The 23,331-nt window shown below is 68.2% G+C and carries 21 protein-coding genes and 2 tRNA genes; 15 read left to right on the forward strand and 8 right to left on the reverse strand.

What is annotated here, in order from left to right:
• The first annotated feature begins 53 nt into the window (after positions 1–53).
• Complete coding sequence (gene bcp, locus R8G01_22020) at positions 54–530, forward strand: thioredoxin-dependent thiol peroxidase (GenBank protein ID MDW3216685.1); 477 nt, start codon at positions 54–56, stop codon at positions 528–530.
• Between the two features lie 315 nt (positions 531–845).
• On the opposite strand, the gene R8G01_22025 is transcribed toward bcp, so the two are convergent.
• Positions 846–1,097 (reverse strand): hypothetical protein, encoded by a 252-nt coding sequence (locus R8G01_22025; GenBank protein MDW3216686.1) that lies wholly within the window; start codon positions 1,095–1,097, stop codon positions 846–848.
• Between the two features lie 46 nt (positions 1,098–1,143).
• A complete protein-coding gene (locus R8G01_22030) occupies positions 1,144–1,971 on the reverse strand; it encodes a GNAT family N-acetyltransferase (GenBank protein ID MDW3216687.1) in 828 nt (275 codons plus the stop codon).
• A gap of 104 nt (positions 1,972–2,075) precedes the next feature.
• Between R8G01_22030 and R8G01_22035 the strand changes: the two genes are divergently transcribed.
• The 4 genes from R8G01_22035 to R8G01_22050 all read left to right on the forward strand — a co-directional run bounded on the left by R8G01_22035 (position 2,076) and on the right by R8G01_22050 (position 4,157).
• Positions 2,076–2,258, forward strand: a complete 183-nt coding sequence (locus R8G01_22035) for a hypothetical protein (GenBank protein MDW3216688.1) — start codon at positions 2,076–2,078, stop codon at positions 2,256–2,258.
• A 35-nt stretch (positions 2,259–2,293) separates the two neighbouring features.
• Positions 2,294–3,373 carry a DUF3048 domain-containing protein gene (locus R8G01_22040; GenBank protein ID MDW3216689.1) on the forward strand — a complete coding sequence of 360 codons (1,080 nt, stop codon included), beginning with the start codon at positions 2,294–2,296 and terminating at the stop codon, positions 3,371–3,373.
• A 149-nt stretch (positions 3,374–3,522) separates the two neighbouring features.
• Positions 3,523–3,756, forward strand: coding sequence for a CopG family transcriptional regulator (locus tag R8G01_22045; protein ID MDW3216690.1), 234 nt, complete (start codon positions 3,523–3,525; stop codon positions 3,754–3,756).
• Entirely contained in the window at positions 3,756–4,157 is a 402-nt protein-coding gene (locus R8G01_22050) for a PIN domain-containing protein (protein ID MDW3216691.1), read from the forward strand. The genes R8G01_22045 and R8G01_22050 overlap by 1 nt, the downstream gene beginning before the upstream one ends.
• A 215-nt stretch (positions 4,158–4,372) precedes the next feature.
• On the opposite strand, the gene R8G01_22055 is transcribed toward R8G01_22050, so the two are convergent.
• A complete protein-coding gene (locus R8G01_22055) occupies positions 4,373–4,741 on the reverse strand; it encodes a DUF2237 domain-containing protein (protein ID MDW3216692.1) in 369 nt (122 codons plus the stop codon).
• A gap of 36 nt (positions 4,742–4,777) precedes the next feature.
• On the opposite strand from R8G01_22055, the gene R8G01_22060 reads away from it, so the two are divergent.
• The 3 genes from R8G01_22060 to R8G01_22070 are packed head-to-tail and all read left to right on the forward strand — an operon-like array spanning position 4,778 to position 6,797.
• Positions 4,778–5,170 carry a TIGR03618 family F420-dependent PPOX class oxidoreductase gene (locus tag R8G01_22060; GenBank protein ID MDW3216693.1) on the forward strand — a complete coding sequence of 131 codons (393 nt, stop codon included), beginning with the start codon at positions 4,778–4,780 and terminating at the stop codon, positions 5,168–5,170.
• Positions 5,167–5,664, forward strand: coding sequence for a 5-(carboxyamino)imidazole ribonucleotide mutase (gene purE, locus R8G01_22065; protein ID MDW3216694.1), 498 nt, complete (start codon positions 5,167–5,169; stop codon positions 5,662–5,664). Before R8G01_22060 ends, purE begins: the two co-directional genes overlap by 4 nt.
• On the forward strand, positions 5,661–6,797 hold the full coding sequence (locus R8G01_22070) for a 5-(carboxyamino)imidazole ribonucleotide synthase (GenBank protein ID MDW3216695.1): 1,137 nt from the start codon (positions 5,661–5,663) through the stop codon (positions 6,795–6,797). Before purE ends, R8G01_22070 begins: the two co-directional genes overlap by 4 nt.
• On the opposite strand, the gene R8G01_22075 is transcribed toward R8G01_22070, so the two are convergent.
• The 3 genes from R8G01_22075 to R8G01_22085 all read right to left on the reverse strand — a co-directional run bounded on the left by R8G01_22075 (position 6,781) and on the right by R8G01_22085 (position 9,056).
• A complete protein-coding gene (locus tag R8G01_22075) occupies positions 6,781–7,497 on the reverse strand; it encodes a VIT1/CCC1 transporter family protein (protein MDW3216696.1) in 717 nt (238 codons plus the stop codon). The two genes, R8G01_22070 and R8G01_22075, sit on opposite strands and share 17 nt — an antisense overlap.
• 87 nt (positions 7,498–7,584) lie before the next feature.
• Complete coding sequence (locus R8G01_22080) at positions 7,585–8,502, reverse strand: hypothetical protein (protein ID MDW3216697.1); 918 nt, start codon at positions 8,500–8,502, stop codon at positions 7,585–7,587.
• Positions 8,499–9,056 (reverse strand): sigma-70 family RNA polymerase sigma factor, encoded by a 558-nt coding sequence (locus tag R8G01_22085; protein ID MDW3216698.1) that lies wholly within the window; start codon positions 9,054–9,056, stop codon positions 8,499–8,501. Before R8G01_22085 ends, R8G01_22080 begins: the two co-directional genes overlap by 4 nt.
• Positions 9,057–9,149: 93 nt before the next feature.
• On the opposite strand from R8G01_22085, the gene R8G01_22090 reads away from it, so the two are divergent.
• The 6 genes from R8G01_22090 (at position 9,150) to R8G01_22115 (ending at position 18,538) form a co-directional block, all read left to right on the forward strand.
• Positions 9,150–13,844 carry an NAD-glutamate dehydrogenase gene (locus R8G01_22090; GenBank protein MDW3216699.1) on the forward strand — a complete coding sequence of 1,565 codons (4,695 nt, stop codon included), beginning with the start codon at positions 9,150–9,152 and terminating at the stop codon, positions 13,842–13,844.
• Between the two features lie 49 nt (positions 13,845–13,893).
• On the forward strand, positions 13,894–15,303 hold the full coding sequence (gene gltX / locus R8G01_22095) for a glutamate--tRNA ligase (GenBank protein MDW3216700.1): 1,410 nt from the start codon (positions 13,894–13,896) through the stop codon (positions 15,301–15,303).
• Between the two features lie 17 nt (positions 15,304–15,320).
• Positions 15,321–16,022, forward strand: a complete 702-nt coding sequence (locus R8G01_22100) for a YdcF family protein (protein MDW3216701.1) — start codon at positions 15,321–15,323, stop codon at positions 16,020–16,022.
• Positions 16,023–16,082: 60 nt separating this feature from the next.
• A tRNA-Gln gene (locus R8G01_22105) sits at positions 16,083–16,157 on the forward strand.
• A 63-nt stretch (positions 16,158–16,220) separates the two neighbouring features.
• Positions 16,221–16,296, forward strand: a tRNA-Glu gene (locus tag R8G01_22110).
• 193 nt (positions 16,297–16,489) lie between these two features.
• Positions 16,490–18,538, forward strand: a complete 2,049-nt coding sequence (locus tag R8G01_22115) for a PKD domain-containing protein (GenBank protein MDW3216702.1) — start codon at positions 16,490–16,492, stop codon at positions 18,536–18,538.
• 36 nt (positions 18,539–18,574) lie between these two features.
• On the opposite strand, the gene R8G01_22120 is transcribed toward R8G01_22115, so the two are convergent.
• A complete protein-coding gene (locus R8G01_22120; GenBank protein ID MDW3216703.1) occupies positions 18,575–19,840 on the reverse strand; it encodes a cytochrome P450 in 1,266 nt (421 codons plus the stop codon).
• Positions 19,841–19,941: 101 nt separating this feature from the next.
• Between R8G01_22120 and R8G01_22125 the strand changes: the two genes are divergently transcribed.
• A complete protein-coding gene (locus R8G01_22125) occupies positions 19,942–20,748 on the forward strand; it encodes a DUF1330 domain-containing protein (protein MDW3216704.1) in 807 nt (268 codons plus the stop codon).
• Positions 20,749–20,756: 8 nt separating this feature from the next.
• On the opposite strand, the gene R8G01_22130 is transcribed toward R8G01_22125, so the two are convergent.
• A complete protein-coding gene (locus R8G01_22130; GenBank protein MDW3216705.1) occupies positions 20,757–23,258 on the reverse strand; it encodes a vWA domain-containing protein in 2,502 nt (833 codons plus the stop codon).
• Between the last annotated feature and the right edge of the window lie 73 nt (positions 23,259–23,331).

Here is a 23,331-nt window from a genome sequence, read left to right on the forward strand (position 1 = left end):
CGACGCCGATCGTCGACTTCGTCGACCGGTGCTCCCGTCGTATCCTGCCCCACATGGCTGAAACATCATCGACCCCCGCCGTCGGCAAGCGCGCCCCGGCGTTCACCCTCCTCGATCAGAACGAGGAGTCGGTCCGGTTGTCGGCGCTCAAGGGCCGCCGCGTGCTCGTGTACTTCTACCCGCGAGCCGACACGCCGGGTTGCACCACGCAGGCGTGCGGTCTGCGCGACATCAGCGCCGACATCGGCGACACGGTGATCATCGGCATCAGCCCCGACAAGCCGGCCAAGCTGAAGAAGTTCGACGACAAGTACGAGCTCGGGTTCACGCTCGTCAGCGATCTCGATCATGCGATCGCCGAGAAGTACGGCGTGTGGGTGCTCAAGAAGAACTACGGCAAGGAGTACATGGGCGTGCAGCGCTCGGCGTTCCTGGTCGGCGCCGACGGCAAGATCGAACAGGCCTGGCCGAAGATCAAGCCCAAGGACACCCCCACCGAACTCCTCGCCGCCCTCGCCGACGACGCCTGAACGCGAGTTTGCCTCCTCACGACCGGAGGAGTTGCAGGGTTCCGAGCCCAGGCACCAGGCGCCTCGAGGCAGACTGGCGATCAGCAGCTGGAGGCCCACGTTCTGAAAGGCGTCCCCAACCCGCACATCGAGGGCGCGATCATTCGGGTGATCCCGGAGCGTCATGTGGCGGTCGGCCGTGATAAGAATGCCGGTTCCCGAGCGGGTCCGATGACCGCCGTCAGCCGTCGGTATGCGCACAGGTCTCCGGCGTTGGAGGACGCCGTCCGTGCCGGGTTGCGATGAGTTCCTCGGAGGCCGACATCGATGTCGGCCTCATACGTGAGCGACGACCTCGCACACCTCGGGGAGCTCGAGGTCCATCGGCGACCCATTGAGGATCTCCCCGAGCAGACGGTCGAGACCGGCCTGCGCTTCGGCCCTCGTCTCGAACAGGAACATGCTCCGTCCGAACTTGCCGAACTGCGTGTTCGTCGACCAGGCAACGGTGCCGTTGATGAAGCCAGGCGACTCAGCCAGACGCTTCAGCACGTCCTCCATCACGTCCTGCTCGGCGGTGGGTGCCATTCTGCTCGCTCCGACGATCGCATACATCAGGCTCTCCGCTGGCCCCTCAGACCCGGACGAACGTACGGACGTGGCCAGCGGTCTCGAATCCCATCCGGGTGTACACGGGGGCACCCATGACCGACGCAACGAGCGTCGAGCGCACCGCCCCTCGTTCCCGGCCGCAGCGGACGGCCTCCCACGTCGCCGCCGCGCCGAATCCCTTCCGGCGATGAGCGGCTGGAACAGCGACGTTGAAGATGTTCGCCGTGTCGTCTGCGAGGAACAGCATCGCGGTCGCAACGGGTTCGCCACCAGCCCACAGCGTGAACCACTCGAGGTCGTCCCAGGTGAGCGTTGACGCGTCGGTCGCTGCCTCAGCAACCTCGCGAGGCATACCGAACACCTCGACGCTGAACCTGGTCGGCGCCGCGAGGTCCGCTGCCGTCATCGCCCGGACTGACGTGACGCCGTCAGGGAGCGGCGGGACATCCAGGTCGGTCAGAATCATCGCAGGAGCCGGTCCACCCAGCACCGCAAACCCCAGCTCGATCGCCGCTCGTTCGACCGAGGCTTCCTGTGGAGCTCCCACCGGGGCGCAGATGGTCATCGCCAACCCGTCCTTCTCACCCACTGCTACCAGGCTTGCGATGTCGGTCCGAGCGTCGCCCTCACCCCTCCAGATGTGAATACCGTTGAACGGCGGGAACGGCAGACCGGTGAAGACGCCGACTGCGCTGCCAGCTCTCACGACCTCGCCAGAGAGCCTCGCCAACGATTCGAGCCCCGCAGTGTGCGCTTCGCATGCAGTGAGAAGTGGGTCCACCGCCGCCTCCTTGTCGACGTCCAAACGTACCAGGCTCCCCGCGACTGGGCCGCCGGATGCGGCGATCACAGGTCCGCATCGCTTCTTGGACGCATCGACGGCGTGGCCCGAGATCCCGCCGAAGGCACGCATTGCGCTCCGGCTCGGGTGGCGCGGCGATCGGTAATCTGGTCGTGATCGCGGTCTTGGCCTGCGACCTCGAGGACGGTGTGCAGGCCTTCTTCGAGGCCATATCGATTCGGCTTCGAGGTGAGCGGCATCTGCACACCCAGGATCAGCGCACCTCGGCCCGGCGATTCATGGTCGAGGGGCGCGGTGACGTACGCTGCGGCACACTTGTCGAAGATTGGGAATGACCGGTGCACCGACCTGCAGTGTTGACGACAGATCGATGAGGAGAAGCGCGTTGCTCGTGGTCGCGACCACGATGGCGCTCGCTCTTGCTGCGTGTAGTGGTGGCGATGACCGTGCGCAGGACACGGTTGGCAGCACGACCACACCGGACGCGGCGACCGTGACCATCGTGGCCGACGCAACCGCCGACAGCCCGGAGGCGCCGCCCGACGTGGTCCGACAGCCGTTGACGGGCGAGCTGATCACGGGTGGTGCCGATGTCATCGGCCGGCCGGCGTTGGCCGTCACGATCGACAATCACCCCGACGCTCGCCAGAACCACTCGGGGCTGGCGGTCGCCGACATCGTGTACGAGCAGATCGTCGAGGGAGGTTTCACGCGCTTTCTCGCCATCTTGCACACGAACGATTCGGATCTGGTCGGGCCGATCCGGTCAGGTCGATCGCACGACGTGGCGCTGCTCGCACCGCTCGACGTGCCGCTGTACGCCTGGAGTGGCGGCAACCCGGGCGTGAACAGGTTGATCGCCGAGGCGCCGGTCGTCGACCTCAGCGCCCTCTTGGGTGCGGCCGGCTACTTCCGAGGTCCGGGTGTCGGTCCACACGATCTCTACAACGACACCGAGTCACTGTGGGACCAGACCCCGAGCGATCATGCTGGGGCACCACGGCAGCAGTTCGAGTACACGTTCCCGGGGGAGAGCTTCGTCGGTACCGAGATCGCCGGATTCGACCTCCGTATCGGCGATCTCGTGGTGGGGTGGAATTGGGATGCGGCAGCTGGCTCGTGGCGACGTTCGCAGGACGGCGTCGAGCACGTGGATGTCACCCACGGGCCGATCGCTTCGACCAATGTCGTCGTCATGGTGGTTGCGTACGGTCGCAGCGCGATCGATGTCAACAGCCCGGAGGCGCGAACGGTCGGCGAAGGGCTGGCGGTCGTGTTCAGCGACGGGAAGGCGGTCGAAGGCCGATGGGAGCGGTCGGCGGAGAACGAACCGATCGCGTTCCTCGACGAGAACGGCGATCAACTCGCGTTGACCCCGGGTTCGACGTGGGTCGAGCTTGCGGCAGGCGATCCCGAGAACCCGGTCGCGCCCATTTCCTCGTTCCCCTGAGTCGTACGGTGCTGCCGGCGCCGGCCGCGGCACGAAGATCGCTCGGCCACCTCGACTGGGCAGAGCGCTCGCGAACGGCGCGTTCGATCGGGCATCGCCACTCAGAAGATCATCGCACGCAGACCAGCCCCAAGGGTATGCTGGCATACATGCAACGGACGACGGTCAAACTTCCTGACGATCTCGACGCTCGACTGAGGCACGAAGCCGAACGCCGAGGAGTCACGGTGTCCGATCTCACCAGAGAAGCCATCGAGACGCTGCTCTCCGCCCCGCAGGGACAGCGCCGGCTCCTCGCTGCCGGCGCCGGTGCCAGTGGTCGCAGTGACATCTCCGAGCGGATCGAAGAAATACTTGCCAACGAGGTCGGCTCATCTCACTGATCGTCGATGCCGGCCCGCTCTACGCATACATCGATCGCGACGACCGGCACCACGCTGCGAGCCTCGACCTGCTCGAGTCGCACCCCGGGCCGCTGATCGTGCCGGCCCTCGTCGTCACCGAAGTGACCTACCTCCTCGGCACTCGTCTCGGTCCGGACCCAGAAGTGCGCTTCCTCGGCGACCTCGCCGCAGGCAACCTCATCGTTGAGCCGGTTGCAGCGTCAGACTGGTTGCGCATCGCCGAACTGGTCGCGCGGTACGCCGACTTGCCGTTGGGCACGGTCGATGGATCGGTGATTGCGGCAGCTGAGCGACTTGGTACCAACGACATAGCGACACTCGACCACCGCCACTTCACGGTCGTCAGATCGAACATCGGACCTCTCAACCTCCTGCCCTGAGACCGAAGCGAACCACTCCAGAATGTTCGACCGGAAACCCGGACGGACTCGCTCCTGATCGGCACGTAGACGCTCGGAGACTGATCGCTGACGGGTGCAACCCAACGCCGGATTGGTGGGCGCATCTGGACGCGCAGCGTGTCGCCATCCTGGGCGACCGCGGACGAGGCGTGGGAACTCGCGAGTCCATCGTCGGGGCATCCGGCTGGTGACGGTCAGTCGGGGGTGACGGCGTGGGCGCGGAGGTGGGCGAGGTCGACGAACTCCAACGCCGACACGTGGGTGCTCTCCAGCACGACCGGGCACGCACGGCCCGCCTCGCGCGCCTCGTCCCAGCGGGCGGCGCACACGCACCACTGGTCGCCGTCGGACAACCCGGCGAAGCCGTACTGCGGCATCGGTGTCGACAGGTCGTTCCCCGACTCCTTCGAGAACGCCAGGAAGTCGTCGGTGACCCGGCAGCACACCACGTGCATGCCCGGGTCGTCACCCCGGTTCTCGCAGCAGCCCGTGCGGTAGTAGCCGGTCATCGGGTCGTACGAACAGGGCATGAGCTCGCTGCCGAGGACGTTGATCTGCTGCATGTCGAAGGTGTAGCACGCGCGACGTAGTCTCGAATCATGCTCGAACCTGCGATCCGGGAGCTGGCCACCGCCGGCACGAACTTCGCCACCGTCTGCGTGACCCTGCCCACCGGCGAGATCGCGAGTCACGTCATGTGGATCGACGCCGACGACGACCACATCGTGTTCAACACCGAGACGCACCGTGCGAAGTTCCGTGCGCTCGAGCACGACCCCCGGGTCACCGTCACGATCCTGAAGGCCGACAACCCGTACGCCTATGCCGAGGTGCGCGGCACGGTGGCGGAGACGATCACCGGCGACGAGGCGCGCGCCCACATCGACGCGCTGTCGCAGCGCTACTTCGGCAAGCCGTACGACAATCCGATCACCAGCGAGCGCGTGATCGTCAAGGTCGCTCCCGATCGTCAGCGAGCGGTCGGGCTGTGAGCGGTTCGGAGCCGGTCGTCGGCGTCGTGATGGGGTCGTCGAGCGACTGGCCGACGATGTCCAAGGCGGTCGACGTGCTGACCGAGTTCGGGGTTGCCCACGAGGCGCGGGTGGTCTCGGCGCATCGGATGCCCGACGAGATGTTCGCCTACGCCGAGGGCGCCGCCGACCGCGGGCTGCGAGCGATCATCGCCGGTGCCGGGGGAGCGGCGCATCTGCCCGGCATGCTCGCCGCGAAGACTTTGGTCCCGGTGCTCGGTGTGCCGGTCGCCTCGCGGCACCTGGCCGGGCAGGACTCCCTGCTGTCGATCGTGCAGATGCCCGCCGGCGTGCCGACGGCGACGTTCGCGATCGGCGAGGCCGGGGCCACCAACGCCGCGTTGTTCGCGGTGGCGATGCTCGCCGCCGACGATCCGGCGCTGCGTGACGCCCTGGCGGCTTACCGGTCGGCCCGACGCGACCAGGCGGCTGCCTCGGTGCTGCCCCCGGGATGAGCGAACATCCTCCGATCCTCCCGCCGGCGACGATCGGCATCCTCGGCGGCGGCCAACTCGGCCGCTACGCGTTGATCGCCGCCCGAACCATGGGGTACCGGACGATGGTGCTCGAACCCGATCCGAATGCGCCCGCCGGTCGGATCGCCGACGAGCACCTGATCGCCGATTACGACGACGTCGACGCGCTCCGGCGGCTCGGCGACGAGTGCAGCGTGGTCACGACCGAGTTCGAGAACCCGCCGGCGACCGCGCTCGACGAGCTGAGGCGCCGCACCATCGTCGCCCCCTCGCCGCGGGCGGTCGCGATCGCACAGGACCGGGTCGCCGAGAAGGCGTTCCTCGTCGACGCCGGCATCCCGGTCGGCACCTACGCCGTCGTCGAGCACGCCGACGACGACCCCGACATCGTGTACCCGGCGATCCTGAAGACCGCTCGGCTCGGCTACGACGGCAAGGGGCAGCGTCGGGTCGGCGACGCGTCGGAGATGCGGGCGGCCTGGCGGCTGCTCGGGTCGGTGCCGTGCGTGCTGGAACAGGCACTCGACCTGCAGACCGAGGTCAGCGTCATCGTCGCTCGGTCCGCGAACGGCGGGTTCGAGTCGTATCCCGTCGCGGAGAACACCCACGTCGACGGGGTCCTGGACCTGACGGTCGTGCCGGCGTCGATCTCGCCCTTGCTGGCAGACCGGGCCGTCGGTCTGGCGCTCACGATCGCCGACGCGCTCGACTACGTGGGCGTGCTGGCCGTCGAGTTCTTCGTCGTCGGCGGCGACCTGCTGGTCAACGAGTTGGCGCCGCGGCCGCACAACAGTGGGCACTGGACACTCGACGTCGCCCAGACCTCGCAATTCGAACAGCAGATCCGAGCCGTGTGCGGCCTCCCGCTCGGCGACACGTCGATGACGCAGGCCGGCGCGGCGATGGCGAACCTGCTCGGCGATGTGTGGGATGCCGGCGAACCGGTGTGGGACCAGGGCCTCCAGTCGGGCCGGACCGCCCTGCATCTCTACGGCAAGCAGGTGGCGCGTCCGGGTCGGAAGATGGGGCACCTGACCGCGTGGGGTGATGACTGGCAACAGGCCGCCGTCGCCGTGCGAACGGCGCGTGAGCGACTCAGCCGCCCAGGTTGACGCCGACCAGCTCGCCGATCAGGTAGGTGATGCCGCAGGCGACCACCACGATCACGACCTGGCGCACGACGCCGATGACCACCGAACGCTCCGCGAAACGGGCCACGAGACCGCCCACGAACGCAGCGGTGACCATGCCGATGGCGAGCGACGACCACGCCGCCGAGTTTCCGCCGCCGACGAACCAGGGGATCACCGGCAAGAGCGCGCCGAAGAGAAAACAGATGAGGGACAACCCGGCCGCCCACGCGGCCGATTGGAGCGAGTCGGGGTCGACGCCGAGCTCTTCGCGGGCATGTACCGCCAGCGCCATCTCGGGTTGTTGCATGACCTCGTGGGCGGCGGCAGCGGCCCGCTCGGTGCCCATGCCGTGCGACTCGTAGACGGCGGCGAGTTCTTGGGTCTCGTGTTCGGAGTTGTGGATGAGTTCGCGGCGCTCGATGTCGAGCTCGCGCTTGATCAGGTCGTTCTGTGAGCTGATCGACACCCACTCACCCGCAGCCATCGAGATGCCACCGGCGACGGCGCCGGCCAGACCGGCAAGACGAACCACCGTGTTGTCGACGCCCGACCCGGCGAAGCCGAGGATGAGCGAGACGTTGGACACGAGGCCGTCGCTCACCCCGAAGACCGCCGCTCGGGCGAGGCCGCCGGACACCGCTCGGTGCCCGCCGTGGGGTTCGTGGGAGTGCGCACTCACTCCGTCGACGTTATCGCCCGGGTGTGACGCAGTTCGCCGAGGCGCCGAAACCTCGTGGAGCGCCGGCGTTCGTCAGGGCTGGTGGGGTCAGGGCTGGTCGGGCTTGCCCGGCTCGCCCGACCGCTCGGGTGCGTCGCCGGAGTTGCCCGGTGCCACCTCGTCGTCCTGGCCGGGTGCGTCGCCGGAGTTGCCGGGAGTCCCGCCGTCGTTGCCCTGTCCGGGAGCCTCACCGGACTGCCCCGGCGGCTCGCCCTCCTGCCCGGGAGCACCGCCCGACTGTCCGGGGGTGTCGCCGGTCTGACCCGGCGGGTCGGTGTCGGACTGGCCAGGGGTCTGGCCCGACTGTCCCGGGGTGTCGCCCGACTGACCCGGGGCGTCGCCGTTCTGGCCGGGGGTGTCGCCCGACTGACCCGGGGTGTCGCCGGTCTGACCGGGTGCGTTGCCGGAGTTGCCGGGTGCGTCGTCGTCGTCATCGCCCTTGGTCTGGCCGGGTGCGTTGCCGGAGTTGCCGGGTGCGTCGTCGTCGTCGTCGCCCTTGGTCTGGCCGGGTGCGTTGCCGGAGTTGCCGGGTGCGTCGTTGTCGCCCTTGGTCTGGCCGGGTGCGTTGCCGGAGTTGCCGGGGCGGTCGCCGCGAGCCGGCTCGGAGCCCTCCGAACCGTCAGGCGACGTCGTGGTGTCGTCGTCGTCGATCGATTCGACGTCGTGGTCGACCGCTGTGTCGGGCACCGTCGTGTCCACCGGGACGGACGGTTCGGGCCGATCGGCAGCGGGCGAGAAGATCCCGGGCCCGGCGGCGGCAAGGCCGCCGAGCCCCAAACTGGCAACCGTGACGGCGGCAATCGCGACACCCCGGCGAGGGCGGGCCTTCTGCGGCGCAGCGGGAATCCGCGCCTGAGCCTTCACCATCGCCGCCACCGCCGCCGCCTCGCCGCTCTGCTCCTCGGGAAGAGCAGGTTGGCGCAGTGCGGCGGTGAGCGCGTCGGAGTTGTGGTCGTTGCCGGTCACGGTGAGGACATCGTTCGTGAAGGTCGATCTGTTACATCGACGAGGTCGGAGAGTCGTTTGAGGCCACGGTGGACCAACACGCGGACCGTACCCTCCCGGCGGCCCATGATCGCGGCCACCTCGGAGATACTGAGGTCGGCGATGATGCGAAGGGTGACCGCTTCGCGCTGGGCAACAGGCAGTGAGGCGACCAGCGCGAGTGCCCGGTCGAGCGCCCGTTCGCGGTCACCGACGTCGCCGGCGGACGGTGAACTCACGTCCGTCATCCTGGTCGGGGGAGCGTCGGCGTCACGTTCTCGTCGCTTGGCCGAGCGAATGTCGTCGATCCGTCTGCGGGCAGCGATGGTGAACAACCACCGCCGGAAGTCGTGTTCGGTCCCCTTGAATCTGGGCAGGCTCGACGCGACCTCGAGCCACACGGTCGATGCGAGGTCTTCCGGCTCGGGCATGCCCTTCGCCCGGAAATAGCGGAGGAGCAGGTGCTGGTACTCGCGCCACAGCGCGCCGAGCGCGTCGGCGTCGCCGTTCTGAGCGCGCCGAATCACATCCTCCACGATCTCTAGTATCGGCCACAGCAGGCTGGTTCTGCAGGCAAGCTCGCAGCGCTCGCGTTTGGGCGTAGGGTTCGATTGGTCGAGGGGAACGAGATGGGTGATCACATCGGGCGAGACGGCAACGGCGCCGCTCCGCTCACCGAACGGCTGCAGACGCTGGCGACGAGCCGGCGACCCGACGACGATGCGTTGCCAGGGTTCCTCGAGGCCTACTACCGCGAGCTGCCCGATTTCGACGTCGACGACCGGACCGACGCCGATCTCTACGCAGCAGCCGTGCGGCATTGGGGGCTCGGACTCACTCGGTCGGAAGGCGCGACCGACATCGCGATCCTGTCGCCCGATCGTGATCGGGACGGCTGGAACTCCGACCGCTCGTTCGTGATGATCGTCACCGCCGATGCGCCGTTCCTCGTCGACACGGTGCGGATCGTGCTCGAACGGCACGGCATCTCGACCCATCTGCTGGTCCACCCGATGCTGCACGTCTGCCGTGACGAGAGCGGACGCATCACCGCGGCAGGTGGTCCGACCGATGACGAATCCTGCCAGGTCGAGGCATGGACGCAGGTCGAGATCGACCGATGCGACGCCGCGACCGCGGCAGCGCTCCGCGACGACCTCGACGCGGCGATCGCCCAGACCCACCAGGTCGTCGCCGACTTCGCCGCGATGCGGGATCGCATGCGGGACCAGGCTGATCTCGACCCGTTGCTCGGCTGGCTGATCGACGACAACTTCGTGTTCCTCGGCGCGTCCCGTTTCGTGTTCGACGACTCGGGGATCACCCGGGCGCCCGACGGCGACCTCGGACTGTCGATCGGCAACGATGTCGTCGATCCGGCGATCGACCTCTCGGCCCCTGCCGTCTCGGTCGCGCGTTCCTCTCACGAGTCGACGGTGCATCGCTCGAGTCGTCTGACAGCGGTCACGATCCGTTACACCTCCGACGACGGCTCCGGGCGCGTCGATCGGTTCGTCGGGCTGTTGTCGTCGACCGCGTACCGTCAGAGCACCCTGTCGATCCCGTCGGTCGGCGACCGGGCCCGGGCCGTGCTCGGACTGGCCGCCGACGGCGCCGAGACCCACACCGGCCGATCGATGCGCAACGTGCTCGAGACCCTGCCGCGTGACGTCGTGTTCGAGCTCGACGCCGACCAGCTCGCATTGCTGGTGATCGAGGTCGTCAGTCTGCAGGAGCGTCAGATCGTGCGGGTCATCGACGTCCCCGAGCCGGTCGGGACCTGGTCGACGGTGCTCGTGTTCCTGCCCAAGGCCCGATTCAGCGCTGATCTGCCCGAGCGGATCGCCGAGTTCGTCGGAGCTGCATACGGTGCGCCGACGACCGACGTCGAATCGTTCATCGGCACGAGCAGCCTGGCGCGGATCACGTTCACGGTGCAGCGGTCGGACGACGACGTCCCCGACCTCGACGAGTTGTCGGATCGTGTCGACGCCATCACGACCTCGTGGTCCGACCGTCTGCGGATCGCCGTCCGGCGCGAGTTGGGTGACCCTGCGGCGGGTCGGCTCGTCGACCGGTTCGCCGAAGCGGTTCCCGACTCGTACCGCAGCAGCGTCGACCCGGCGACCGCGGTGGCCGATCTCGAACACCTCTCCGAGCTGCTCGATTCCGATCGGTCGCTCCGCGCCGCGCTCACGCGCAGCGTCGACGCCGATCCCGGCGTGTGGCGGATGCGGGTGTACAGCCGCGAGCTGCGGATCGCCCTGAGCGAACTGCTGCCGGTCCTCGGCCACCTGGGCGTCCGGGCGATCGACGAGCACCCGTACCACGTGCGGCTGGGCGACGAGCACTGCTACATCTACGACATCGGTCTGCGTGTGCCCGACGAGGTGACGATCGACGAGCACCGCCATCGCGAGGTGACGCTGGCGTTCGAGCGTCTGCTGCTCGGCGAGATCGAAGCCGACGGATTCAACCGGTTGGTACTGATGGCCGGGCTCACGTCGCGTCAGGTGAACTTCCTGCGGTGCTACTCGAAGTTCGCTCATCAGACCGGCTTCACGTTCAGCCAGTCGTACGTCGAAGACACCCTGGCGCGGCTGCCGGAGCTCGCGTCGACGCTCGTCGAGTTGTTCGAGGCCCGGTTCGACCCGTCGCTCGACGACGGTGAACGACTCGCGTCCTACGCCACCGCCGATTCCGAACTCCTCGCCCATCTCGACGAGGTGCCGTCGCTCGACGACGACCGCATCGTCCGGATGTTCCGGTCCCTGATCAAGGCAACGGTCCGCACCAGCGCCTTCCAGGACCGGCCGACGATCGCGTTCAAGTTCGACCCGTCACTCGTGCCCGATCTGCCCGAGCCACGTCCGGCCCACGAGATCTTCGTGTGTTCGCAGCGGGTCGAGGGGGTCCACCTGCGCGGCGGCCCGATCGCCCGTGGCGGTCTGCGCTGGAGCGATCGGCCCGAGGACTACCGCACCGAGGTCCTGGGCCTGGTCAAGGCCCAGATGGTGAAGAACGCGGTCATCGTGCCCGTCGGCGCCAAGGGCGGGTTCGTCGTCAAACAACCGAAGGCGACGGCCGAGGACAATCGTGCCGAGGGCGTCGCGTGCTATCGGATGTTCGTGAGTGCCTTGCTCGACCTAACCGACAACCTGGTCGACGGCAAGATCGTGCACCCCGAGCGGGTGCTGCGATACGACGGCCCCGACCCGTACCTCGTCGTCGCCGCCGACAAGGGCACGGCGACGTTCAGCGACATCGCCAACGAGATCTCGGCCGACTACGGATTCTGGCTCGGCGACGCGTTCGCGTCGGGCGGCAGCGACGGCTACGACCACAAGGCGATGGGGATCACCGCCCGTGGCGCCTGGGAGAGCGTGCGTCGTCACGCCTCCGTGCTCGGCCGCAACGCCGACACCGAGGCATTGACCGCGGTCGGCATCGGCGACATGTCGGGCGATGTGTTCGGCAACGGCATGTTGATCTCGCCGAATCTGCGGCTCGTCGCCGCGTTCGACCATCGTGACATCTTCATCGACCCGACCCCCGACGCTGCCACGGCACACGCAGAACGTCGGCGATTGTTCGAGCTGCCGAGGTCGAGTTGGGCCGACTACGACGAACGGCTGATCTCCGAGGGTGGCGGCGTGTTCTCGCGGCGTTCGAAATCGATCGACCTCACGCCGCAGATGCAGGCGGCACTCGGTGTCTCCGACGAGTCGATGACCCCGAACCAGCTGATCAGCGCGGTGCTCCGAGCACCGGTCGATCTGCTCTGGAACGGTGGAGTCGGCACCTACATCAAGGCCTCGACCGAGACCAACGGTGACGTCGGCGATCGCTCCAACGACGCGGTGCGCGTCGACGCGGCGACCCTTCGTTGCCGGATCATCGGTGAGGGCGGCAACCTGGGCGTGACCCAGCTCGGACGTGTCGAGTACGCCCTGAACGGTGGGTTGATCTACACCGACGCGATCGACAACTCGGCCGGCGTCGACTGCAGCGATCACGAGGTCAACATCAAGATCCTGCTCGGTGCGGTGGTCGGACGCGGCGACATGACGCTGAAGCAGCGGAACGAGCTGCTCGAGCAGATGACCGACGAGGTGGCCGAACTCGTGCTCGACAACAACAAGGCGCAGACGTTGGCGCTGATGATCGCCCGGCAGCAGGGCATGCCGATGGTCAACGTGCACGCCCGGTACCTCGACCAGCTCGAGTCGGAAGGCTGGCTCGACCGGGACCTCGAGTTCCTGCCGAGCGACAAGCAGATCGCCGAACGGCAGTTGAACGGCTCGGGCCTCCGCACCCCGGAGTTCGCCGTGATGATCGCGTACACCAAGAACGCGAACATCTCCGAGATCATGACGACCGACCTGCCCGACGCCCCGCTGCTCGAGCACGACGTGATCGAGTACTTCCCGACCCCACTCCGGGAGCGATTCAGGAACGACATCCTGCAACACCGGCTGCGGCGCGAGATCGCGGCGACACAGCTCGTCAATCAGATGGTGAACCTCTCGGGCATCTCCTACGACCACCGGATGACCGAGGACACCGGTGCGTCGGTGACCGACGTCGCCAGGGCGTGGTTGGTCGCCCGTGAGGTACTCGACTTCCCGGCCTGGTGGGAGGCCATCGGGGAGCTCGAACACCTGAGCGCCGACCGGCAGATGGAGCTCTATCTCGATTGTCGTCGATCGGCCGAGCGGACATCGCTCTGGTTCCTCCGTCACCGGCGCCCGCCGATCGGCATCGCCGCCGAAGTCGAGCGGTTCCGAGACGCCGTGCAGGCGGTCTCCGATGGTCTGCTCGACTGTCTCACCGGGCCGATGCGCGCCGAATCCGATCAACTCGCCGAGGAGCGGCGAGCCTGGTCGGTGCCGCCCGAACTCGCAGCTGCGTCGGCCAACTGGCGCCTGCTGCACACCATCTTCGACGTGATCGAACTCGCCGATCGGGTCGACGTGCCGCCGCTGACCGCATGCGCCACCTACTGGGAGGTCTTCGACCGGCTCGATCTGATGTGGTTGTGGGACGCGGTCGGCACCCTGCCCCGGTCCGATCGGTGGCAGACCCAGGCTCGTGGCGCCCTGCGCGACGACCTGATGACCACGCTGGCGGAGCTGGCGGCGAGTGTGCTCGACGGGGGCGGCGGCACGGTCGACTCCTGGATCGGTGCGAACGAACGAGCCGTGCAGCGGGTGACCGCGCTGCTCACGCAGGTGCGGCGCGCCGACGCCTTCGACGTGACCAACCTGTCGGTCGCGCTGCGCCAGCTCCGCAACCTGGGGCTCACCTCACGTCACGAGGCCTGAGCGCGAGGCGACCTCCACGGTGACGGTGCAGCGGTAGCGTTTGCCCGGCATGTCTGGTTCACCTCGCTATCGATTCGCCCCGTCGCCGACCGGCTTCTTCCACGTGGGCGGTGCCCGCACGGCACTGTTCAACTGGGCGCTCGCCCGTTCGACGGGTGGCACGTTCGTGCTCCGGGTCGAAGACACCGACGAGGCCCGCAATCGGCCGGAGTGGACCCAGGGCATCATCGACTCGCTCGCTTGGATCGGTATCGGTGCCGACGACCCCCACTTCGAGGGCCCGTTGTTCCAGAGCACGTACGCCTCCGCCCACCTCGCCGCTGCCCAGCGCCTGTTCGAGTCCGGCCACGCGTACTACTGCGACATGACCCCCGACGAGATCCAGGAGCGAGCCAAGGCGGAGGCAGTGACGGGGTACGCCGGCTGGTCGCGCGACAGCGGCCTCGGCCCGGCGACCGGCAGCGTGTTGCGCTTCCGGGTCCCCGACGGCACCACGGTCGTGAGCGACCAGGTGCGCGGCGACGTCTCCTTCGACAACGACACGATCGAAGACTTCGTGCTGCTCCGTGGCAACGGGACCCCGGTGTTCATGCTCGCCAACGTGGTCGACGACATGGAGATGGGCATCACCAACGTGGTGCGGGCCGAGGAGCACCTGCCCAATACGCCGAAGCAGCAGATGATCTGGGAGGCGCTCGGCCAGGAGCCGCCCGTGTGGGCCCATGTGCCGGTGCTCGTCAACGAGCAACGCAAGAAGCTGTCGAAGCGGCGTGACAAGGTCGCACTCGAGCAATACCGCGAGGAGGGGATCCTCGCCGACGCGATGGTCAACTACCTGATGACGCTCGGTTGGACCATGCCCGGCGCCGAAGCTGCCGGTACGGAGATCTTCCCGTGGTCCGAGATGGAGGCGGCATTCCGTCTCGAAGACGTCAACCTGTCGCCGGCGTTCTTCGACACGAAGAAGCTCGTGTCGTTCAACGGTGAGTACATCCGTCAACTGTCGGTGCCCGAGTTGGTCGAGGCGTGCGAGCCCTGGCTGCCCGCCGAGTGGGACCGGACCCGCTTCGCCGAGATCGCCCCGTACATCCAGCAGCGCCTCAACACGCTCGCCGATGCGCCCGGTGTCGTCGACTTCCTGTTCGCCGACGAGCCCGAGTTCGACGAGGCGTCGTGGGACAAGACGATGACGACCGAGTACGCGGCTCCGTTGCTCGCCGACGCGATCGACGCGTACGAGCACGCCGAGTGGAACCACGAGACGCTGAAGTCGACGCTCGAAGACGTCATGGTGCGCTACGAACTCAAGCTCGGCAAGGCGCAGGCGCCGGTCAGGGTCGCGGTGACCGGTCGCACGGTCGGTCCGCCGCTGTTCGAGGCCCTCGAGGTCATGGGGCGCGACGAGTCGTTGCGCCGCATGCGGGCCGCGTCGGCGCGACTCGACGGGTCGGACGGCTGAGACCGCCGGGGTGGTGCATGCCTGATCGCGGCTCGTACGACCCGCTGGACGATCTCGTCGACCGGTCCGAGTCGGAGGCGACCGAGCGCGGCCCCGTCGTGTGGTGGCGCCGGCGTCCGCGCTGGTCCCGGGTCGTGCTCGGCGTGATCGGGGTCATCGGGTTGTATTTCGGCATCTCACTCGTGCAGGTGGTGCAGGCGGGTCGAGCCGACGATCGCAACCCGGTCGGCGCGATCGTCGTATTGGGTGCCGCCCAGTACGACGGCCGGCCGTCGCCCCAGCTCGGCGCACGCCTCGATCATGCGGTGACGCTGTGGGAGGCCGGCGTCGCTCCCGTGGTGATGGTGACCGGCGGCAAGCAACCCGACGATCGATTCACCGAGGCCGAGGCGGCGCGCAGGTACCTCGCAGCGCGCGGTGTTCCCGACGACGCGATCCTGATGGAAGACGTCGGTCGGACCACCTACGAGTCGCTCGAGTCTGCTGCTGAGATCCTGCTCGCCGGCGATCTCGACGAGGTCGTGCTCGTGTCGGATCCCTTCCACATGAAGCGGTCGCAGCTGATCGCCGGCGGGTTCGGACTCGACGCCCGTGTCTCGGCGACACCATCGTCGGTGGTGACCGGCTGGACGTCGGCCCGCCGTCACGTTCGGGAAGCGGCCGGGGTCGCGCTCGGACGTCTGGTCGGGTTCGAGCGACTCAGCGATCTCGTCGGCTGAGTCGTCGGCCGGCAGGGTGGTGCCCCGCGGAGCGGCCGATACACTCACCGGTCGCCTCACTGGGGTGTGGTGTAATTGGCAACACGACAGTTTCTGGTTCTGTTATTCAAGGTTCGATTCCTTGCACCCCAACCATCGGGCGGGCCGTCGGCTCGCCCGGTTGACATAGCTCCGGCGGTAACGTCGGAGTCGCAGCTTGGCCCGTTCGTCTAGAGGCCTAGGACACCACCCTCTCAAGGTGGCGGCACGGGTTCGAATCCCGTACGGGCTGCCAAGAAAACCACAAGGTCAGAGGCCCTCGCAAGAGGGTCTCTTTCCGTTCCTCGGACGATGCGATGCGGATGTGTCTCGGGCTCACGGGTCAGTAGATCGGCGTCCCGTCTGCCTCTGGCTTTTCTGCTTGCTCGGGAGCGCGGCGAGGAGTAGAACGAGGTGAACAACTCAGCGACTGATTGATCAGAGGCGGCGTGAACATCGTGGTCGATTCGGAACGGCGGGCCTCTTGGGCCGTCACGGTGGTCATCGGTCTCCTGGCGATCTCGTCGCTGGCGGTCGATGCTGCCGCCGCAGCGGGTCCAGGCACCGCATGGGCGTGGGGTGCCAATGACGACGGCCAGCTGGGCAACGGGTCGACCGCGTCGCGGCTCGCGCCTGCGGCGAACGGCCTCACCGGCGTGATCGACCTGCACGGTGGCCGTGAGCACGTGGTAGCGCTGCTGTCGAACGGCACGGTTCGCACGTGGGGCGACAACGGTCAGGGCCAGCTCGGTGACGGCACGCTCACCGATCGTCGCGGCCCGACCACCGTCGGGGGTTTGACCAATGTGACCGCCGTCGAGACCGGGCACTACCACTCGCTGGCGCTGAAGTCCGATGGTTCCATCTGGACGTGGGGCTACAACGCCTTCGGCCAACTCGGAGACGGGACCACGACCCGGAGAACCACTCCGGTGAGGGTGCTGGGTATCAGCGATGCGATCGAGATCGCGGCGGGCCGTGACATGAGTTACGCGATCCGCGCAGACGGCAGCGTGTGGGCGTGGGGGCTCAACGGCGACGGACAGCTTGGAGACGGGACGACCACGACCCGTACCTCGCCGGTGAGGGTCGGCCTGACGAACGTCGTGGACATCGCCGGTGGCCGTGACCACGGGCTCGCCGTTCGCTCGAACGGCGAGGTCTGGGCGTGGGGTTGGAACAGCTACTCGCAGCTCGGTGACGGAACGACGACCGATCGATTGAGTCCGGTTCGGGTCGGCGGATTGGGCGCCGCGACCGAAGTCATCGCAGGAGCGCACCATTCCTATGCGCTGCTGTCGAACGGCCAGGTGTGGTCGTGGGGACGGAACTATCGGGCGGAACTGGGTGATGGCACCACGGTCCAGCGGAGCACCCCCGTGCGGGTCTCCGGGTTGGCGGGCGTCGTCGCGATCGGCAGCGGACGCGATCACGGCCTGGCGGTCCTGGCCGACGGCACATTGCGGGCCTGGGGAGACAACAGCGGCGGCCAGCTCGGCGACGGCACGGTGACTCGTCGCCTGACCCCCGTGGTCGTCCCCGGCATCAGCGGTGTCGAGGTGGTCGCGGGCGGCTCCAGCTACTCCGTGGCGCTCGCCTCGACGGGGTCGCCGCCGGCGAACCTGCCGCCGACGGCCGCCATCACGGTCGACTGCAGCGGGTTGTCGTGCGTGTTCGGCAGCACCGGCAGTTCCGACCCCGACGGCACGATTGCGACACGCGCCTGGAATCTCGGTGACGGGACGGCATCAGGTGCCCAGTCCGTCGCGCACGTCTACGGCGAGCCAGGTTCGTACACGGTGACGCTCACCGTGACGGACGACGAGGGCGCAGCGGGCACTGCCGCCTCCACGATCACCGTCGGCGATCCGGCCGGCGGAACGGTCGGGTATCGCGATGCCGCGTCGTCGAATGCGAACACCACGAACGCACGGGTCACGGTGCCCGGTTCGGTCCGAGCCGGCGACGTCATGCTCCTCTTCTCGACGACCAACAGCACCGCGTCCGCCTCGACCCCGACCGGGTGGACGATGCTCGGCGTTCAGACAGACGGGAGCCCCGACATCGTCTCGCGGCTCTACACCCGAGTCGCGGCCGCAGGGGATGCCGGAACGACGGTGTCAGTGGTGACGGGTGCGCTCGCCAAGACCTCGTTGAGTCTGGTCGCCTATCGAGATGCAGCGCCCGTGGCGACCTGGGCGGTGCGGGCCGAGCCGGGTACGACAGCGTCGCACGTCACGCCGTCCGTGTCGGTCGGCGTCAGCGGCTCGACGATCGTGAGCTACTGGGCCGACAAGTCGAGCGCCGCCAGCGCGTGGACGCTGCCTGCGTCGGTCGCCGAACGGGCCCGGAGCAGCGGGGCCGGCGGTGGGCGCATCGACGCGATCACCGGCGACACAGTCGCCCGGACCGCCGGAAGCTGGGCGGGAGCCACGGCGACTGCTGCGACCACTGCGAGCAAGGCGGTGATGTGGTCGGTCGTCGTGTCTCCCGGGTGATCGTCGATACCGATCACCACACTGACGACGCCCGAGCTATCGCGTGCGGGTCGGCGCCGTCGGCGTGAACGCCACCGGGAGCCGCTTGATGCCCGAGACGAGCGGGATGCCGGCCGACTCCAACGGCACCGGCGTGCCGGTCACGTGCAGGTCGGGCAGCCGCTCGAACAGTTCGCGGAACACGACGGCGAGCTCGCGGCGGGCCAGGTGTGCACCCAGGCAGAAGTGTGGGCCGGGACCGCCGAAACCGACGTGCGGGTTGGGGGAGCGGCGGACGTCGAACTGCTCGGGGTCGTCGAACCGGCGCGGGTCGCGGTTGGCGGCGTTGTAGAACAGCACCATCCTGTCGCCGTCGGTGAACTCGTACTCGCCGAGCTGGACGTCACCGGTCGCCGTGCGCCGCATGAAGGTGACGGGCGAAGCCGCACGCACGATCTCGTCGACGGCGGTCGGCGTGACGCCGTCGACGTCGGCCTGCCAGATCGCCCGCTGATCCGGGAATCGGGACAGCAGATCGACGCCGTGGCTGATGGCGGTCCGGGTGGTGTCGTTGCCGGCCACCGCGAGCAGCACGAAGAACGAGGTGATCTCCTCCGGGGTCAACATGTCCTCGGCGAGGTCGTTGTGGATCAGCCGTGACGTCAGGTCGTCGGTCGGGTTGGCGCGGCGTTCCTCGATCAGTTCGCCCATCAGGGTTGCGAGCGAGACGCCGGCGCCGATCAGCTTGCCGATCACGTCGTCCTCACCGACGAACTCCGGGTCGCCGCCGCCGAGGATGATGTTGGTGGCGTCGAGGACGGTCTGGAACTCGCTGCGCGGGATGCCCATCATGTCGCAGATGATGAGCAGCGGGAACGGCTGGGAGAGCACCTCGACCAGGTCGACCTCGCCGCGTTCGCAGAACCCGTCGATCAGCTCGGTGCAGATCGTCTCGACCGAGTCGAGGACACCGGAGAGTTCGGTCGGTGTGAACGCCTTGGCGACGATCCGACGCTGGTGGGCGTGACGGGGGTTGTCCATGTTGATGAACCCGCCGAAGAACTCGAGCATCTCCATGGGGAGGTCGAAGATCGCGGTCGCACCACGGCCCGAACAGAAGTCGTCGGGTCGCTTGCTGATCTCGACCAGTTCGTCGTAGCGGGTGACCGCATGGAACGTGTCCATCGTCTCGGTGAACGGATTCTCGACCGTGAGCGGGATGATCGCACCCTGCTCCCTGATCTCGGCGAACTGCGCCATCCGATCCGGCATCGGTTGGTGCCAATAGTCCGGTTCGGTCAGGCGTTGCGGGGAAATGGGCATCGATCTCTCCAAGACAGTGACCCGGAGTCGGGCTCGGAACGAGTATCGCCGTCCGGCCGCCGTGACGACGAACTCGCCGCACCCGTCCTACAGTCGAGGCCGTGACCGCCTACATCATCGTCGACACCAACGTCTCCGAACCGGAGCTCTACGAGGAGTACAAGGCGCTGGCCCGGCCGGTCGCCGAGCAGTACGGCGGCGAGTACCTGGCGCGCGGCGGCGAGATGCGGATCGACGACGACGACCTGTGGACGCCGCGGCGACTCGTCGTGCTGTCGTTCCCCGACATGGCGGCGGCGAACGCCTTCCTCGACAGCGACGAGTACGCGCCGGTCAAGCAGCTCCGCCGGCAGTACGCCACGTCGACCGTGGTCGTGGTCGACGGGGCGCCGACCGCGCCCTCGACACCCGCCGAGCGCCGCATCGAGGTGCAGCGGGCGATCGCTGCCGATCCCGCCACGATCTTCGACCTGCTCCGGCGCCCCGAGGGTCACGTCGAGATCGACGCGTCCGGCATGCTGATGTCGGCGACCGGTGAACCGGCGGGCTCCGTCGGCGACCGGTTCACCGTGCACATGGATCGCGACTCGCTGCGCGACTTCGACCTGGGCGAGTACGACGTCGAGGTCGTGATGACGGTGTTCGAACCGGACCGCGAGATCGCCTGGACGATCGACGGTCAGCTCCAGCCGCCGATCAACCACGTGTACGGGTACCGCCTCGAAGCGATCGACGGCGGCACGATCGTGACGTCGTACTACGACTGGTCGGAGATCCACGAGCAGTACGAACCGTTCGCGGAGACCATCTTCCCGGTCGTGTCCGAGCAGAACCTGCGTGGCACGCTCGGCATCCTCGCCCGCCGGGTCGCACCCGGCGCATCACGCCCGCAGATCGACACCGCCTGAGCGACCGGTCAGCGCGGCGCGAGGACCGGCGGCTTCGTCGGCAGACCGAGCCGGTCGTCGCTGCGGAGCGGGCTCACCCACCGTCGGGGATCGAACGGTTTCCGCGGATCGTCGTCCGATCGCCCCTGCTCCTCGTCGTCGGGCAGCCGCCCGGACGGGTCCTTGACCGGTCCGAGCACCACGGAGATCGGCACGTGCCGGACGAACCCGGCGGTGTCGGCCCGTGCCGCCCCGATCTCGTCGTGGGAGTCGGCGTGCAGCAGCGTGTGCTGCATGTTCGCGATCAGCGGCCGCTCGGGGGCCCGGATCTCGATGTAGCCGGAGTACGCGCCGTCGGGGAGGTCGGCCCAGCCCCGGTACACCCCGTCGAGCATGTCGTCGTGCAGGCGCAGGTCGTGCCAGGGCCCGCCGGGCCGTCGGATCCGGGCGCCGACCGTCAAGCCGGTCAGCGGTTCGACGAAGCGGGCCCCGGCACGGAACTCCACCGGACAACCGGCGCCGTGCCGGAGGGCCTCGCCGAAGACGGTGACCTCCCGATGGTCGATCGCTGCGATCGCCTTGGACGGAACGGCCGCGCCCCGGTCGAGGCGCACGCCGATCACGAGCCACTGACCGGCCGCCGGACGCTCGATCTTGGCGAACTCGTACGGCTCGGGCCCGGCGTTCCAGGCGACGACCTCGCCCGCCGACGGATGGACCTCGTTGCCGCTCGGATCGATCAGGTACATCCAGTACGTGGCCGGCTCGCCGTGCGAGAGCGTGAACGTCGTGTTCTGAGCGCCCTTCTCGACCTCGAGCCCGAACCAGGTGTAGCGATGCGGAGCCGAACCGCGAGCGCTGACCGCCTTCTCGAAGGGGAGCAGGCCGAACTCGGCGATCAACTCGTCGAGCGACGGGCGGTCGGGTGGTGCGATGTCGTCCGCCTTGCGGGCGAGTTCGTCGAGCCGATCGTCGACCTCCTTGGTGTCGCCGCCGCCGCTTCCGGTCGTCGAGAGCATGCCGCCGCGGATGACGGCGTTGATCTCGATCATCGCCGCCTGGATCGCTGCGGCGTCGGAACCTTCACCGGCGGTCTGCGCGGTGCCGCCGGTGTCGGACGCGAGTTCGACCAGACCCGGCAGGTCCATCTCGGCGCCGGCGCCGACGCCGAGCGTGTGGATGTTGGTGTTGGCCGAGCGGTAGGGATCGACCGCATCGGCCACCGCGGTACCACCCGCGTTGTGGGCGCCGTCGGTGATCAGCACGGCTGCCTGCACGCTCGCGGGCGTCGCCGGACTCGTGATCTGCCCCAAGGCGTCCAGGAGCCCGTCGACGATGTTCGTCCCACCCGCCGCGGTCTGGTTGTCGATCGTGTCGAGCTCGGCTGCCACCGCCGTGTCGCTCAGGGTGCCGAAACCGACCAGCGGGAGCTGCACGGCTGCAGCGTTGTCGTACCAGACGATCGTGAGCTGATCGTCTTCGACAGCGGCGTTCTCGATCCAGAACTTGGCGCCGGTCTGGACGCCCTGCAGCCGTGCCCCGCTGTTGCGGTTCATCGACCCGGAGCGATCGAGCACCAGTGCCAGCCGGACGTTCGGGTCGAGCTCGACCCAGGTGGGAGCGGTCCACCCGCCCGGCATGGTCGTGTTCGCAGCGTCCGAGCTGTCGGGGTCGCCCGAGCTCAGGTTCGTGAACCCGTCGACCGCGACGATCGTCTCCCAGCAGGGCTCGCCCAGGTCGCTCTCCTGGTCGGTGTCACCGTCGGGATCGTGGTTGGCGGCCGTGCAGAACTCGGTCACTGGTTGTGGATGCGGTGTCCAGGTGCCGTCCGGCGCGAGATCGCCGGCGCTGCTCCTGCTGAACTCCATGATGCAGGCGCCCGTCGACCGGTCGCCGGTGCACTCGACGTCGTCGACCCACTGGATCGTCACGGCCTCCCAGATGCAGTCCTGGGGGTTGTCGGTGAACGCCGACACGGTGGTGATGCGGTTGCCCACCTTCGACAGGATCTCGATCGTCTCGACCGGCTGCCCCTCGAACCGGAGGAGCGCGTTCGCCCCGGCGTAGTTGGCGTCGGGTTCGTCGTGCGAGGTACTCGTCAGCGGGATCGTGCGGTTGCCGTGACCGGCCGGCAACGTGGCGTCGGTGTCGATCCACATTCCCTCCGATCGGGCGTACTCCTCCTTGAGACCCCACACGTGATGCCCCATCTCGTGGAGGATCGACAGGACCTGCTGCTGGGCGTACGCCGGCAGGAAGATCGCCTCGCCGGACTGCCCCCACTTGCCGTTGGTGCCGAGCGCCCGGCCCGCCGTGTCGGGGTCGAGGACGAACTCGGCGTTGTTGGCGCCGGCGTTGTTCTCCGCGACCCAGATCGTCCCGATCCGGAGTTGCCCCTCGGTCGCGTTCCAGAGCAGCTCGGACGCCTTGCTGAACGCCCGCTGCCACCGATCCCGGTCGTCGGCGTTCATGTTGTAGTTCGCGGTGATCTGGAAGTTCAGGACCTGCCCGCTGCGATTGCCGTTCCCCATGGTCGTTCCTCTCGGTGTTCCCTCGTCGGTACTGACAGAGAGGCGCGTGCACGCCTTCAGATACGTGCGTGGC

The sequence above is a fragment of the Ilumatobacteraceae bacterium genome (assembly GCA_033344875.1).
Lineage (GTDB): Bacteria > Actinomycetota > Acidimicrobiia > Acidimicrobiales > Ilumatobacteraceae > Ilumatobacter.

Excerpts from the sequence above, each read along its gene's own strand:
- R8G01_22100 (MDW3216701.1), top strand. The coding sequence starts at position 15,321 with ATGCCTGATCGCGGCTCGTACGACCCGCTGGACGATCTCGTCGACCGG.
- R8G01_22040 (MDW3216689.1), top strand. The coding sequence starts at position 2,294 with ATGAGGAGAAGCGCGTTGCTCGTGGTCGCGACCACGATGGCGCTCGCT.
- R8G01_22130 (MDW3216705.1), bottom strand. The coding sequence starts at position 23,258 with ATGGGGAACGGCAATCGCAGCGGGCAGGTCCTGAACTTCCAGATCACC.
- R8G01_22070 (MDW3216695.1), top strand. The coding sequence starts at position 5,661 with ATGAGCGAACATCCTCCGATCCTCCCGCCGGCGACGATCGGCATCCTC.
- R8G01_22025 (MDW3216686.1), bottom strand. The coding sequence starts at position 1,097 with ATGGCACCCACCGCCGAGCAGGACGTGATGGAGGACGTGCTGAAGCGT.
- gltX (MDW3216700.1), top strand. The coding sequence starts at position 13,894 with ATGTCTGGTTCACCTCGCTATCGATTCGCCCCGTCGCCGACCGGCTTC.
- R8G01_22045 (MDW3216690.1), top strand. The coding sequence starts at position 3,523 with ATGCAACGGACGACGGTCAAACTTCCTGACGATCTCGACGCTCGACTG.
- bcp (MDW3216685.1), top strand. The coding sequence starts at position 54 with ATGGCTGAAACATCATCGACCCCCGCCGTCGGCAAGCGCGCCCCGGCG.
- R8G01_22055 (MDW3216692.1), bottom strand. The coding sequence starts at position 4,741 with ATGCAGCAGATCAACGTCCTCGGCAGCGAGCTCATGCCCTGTTCGTAC.
- R8G01_22120 (MDW3216703.1), bottom strand. The coding sequence starts at position 19,840 with ATGCCCATTTCCCCGCAACGCCTGACCGAACCGGACTATTGGCACCAA.
- R8G01_22060 (MDW3216693.1), top strand. The coding sequence starts at position 4,778 with ATGCTCGAACCTGCGATCCGGGAGCTGGCCACCGCCGGCACGAACTTC.
- R8G01_22090 (MDW3216699.1), top strand. The coding sequence starts at position 9,150 with ATGGGTGATCACATCGGGCGAGACGGCAACGGCGCCGCTCCGCTCACC.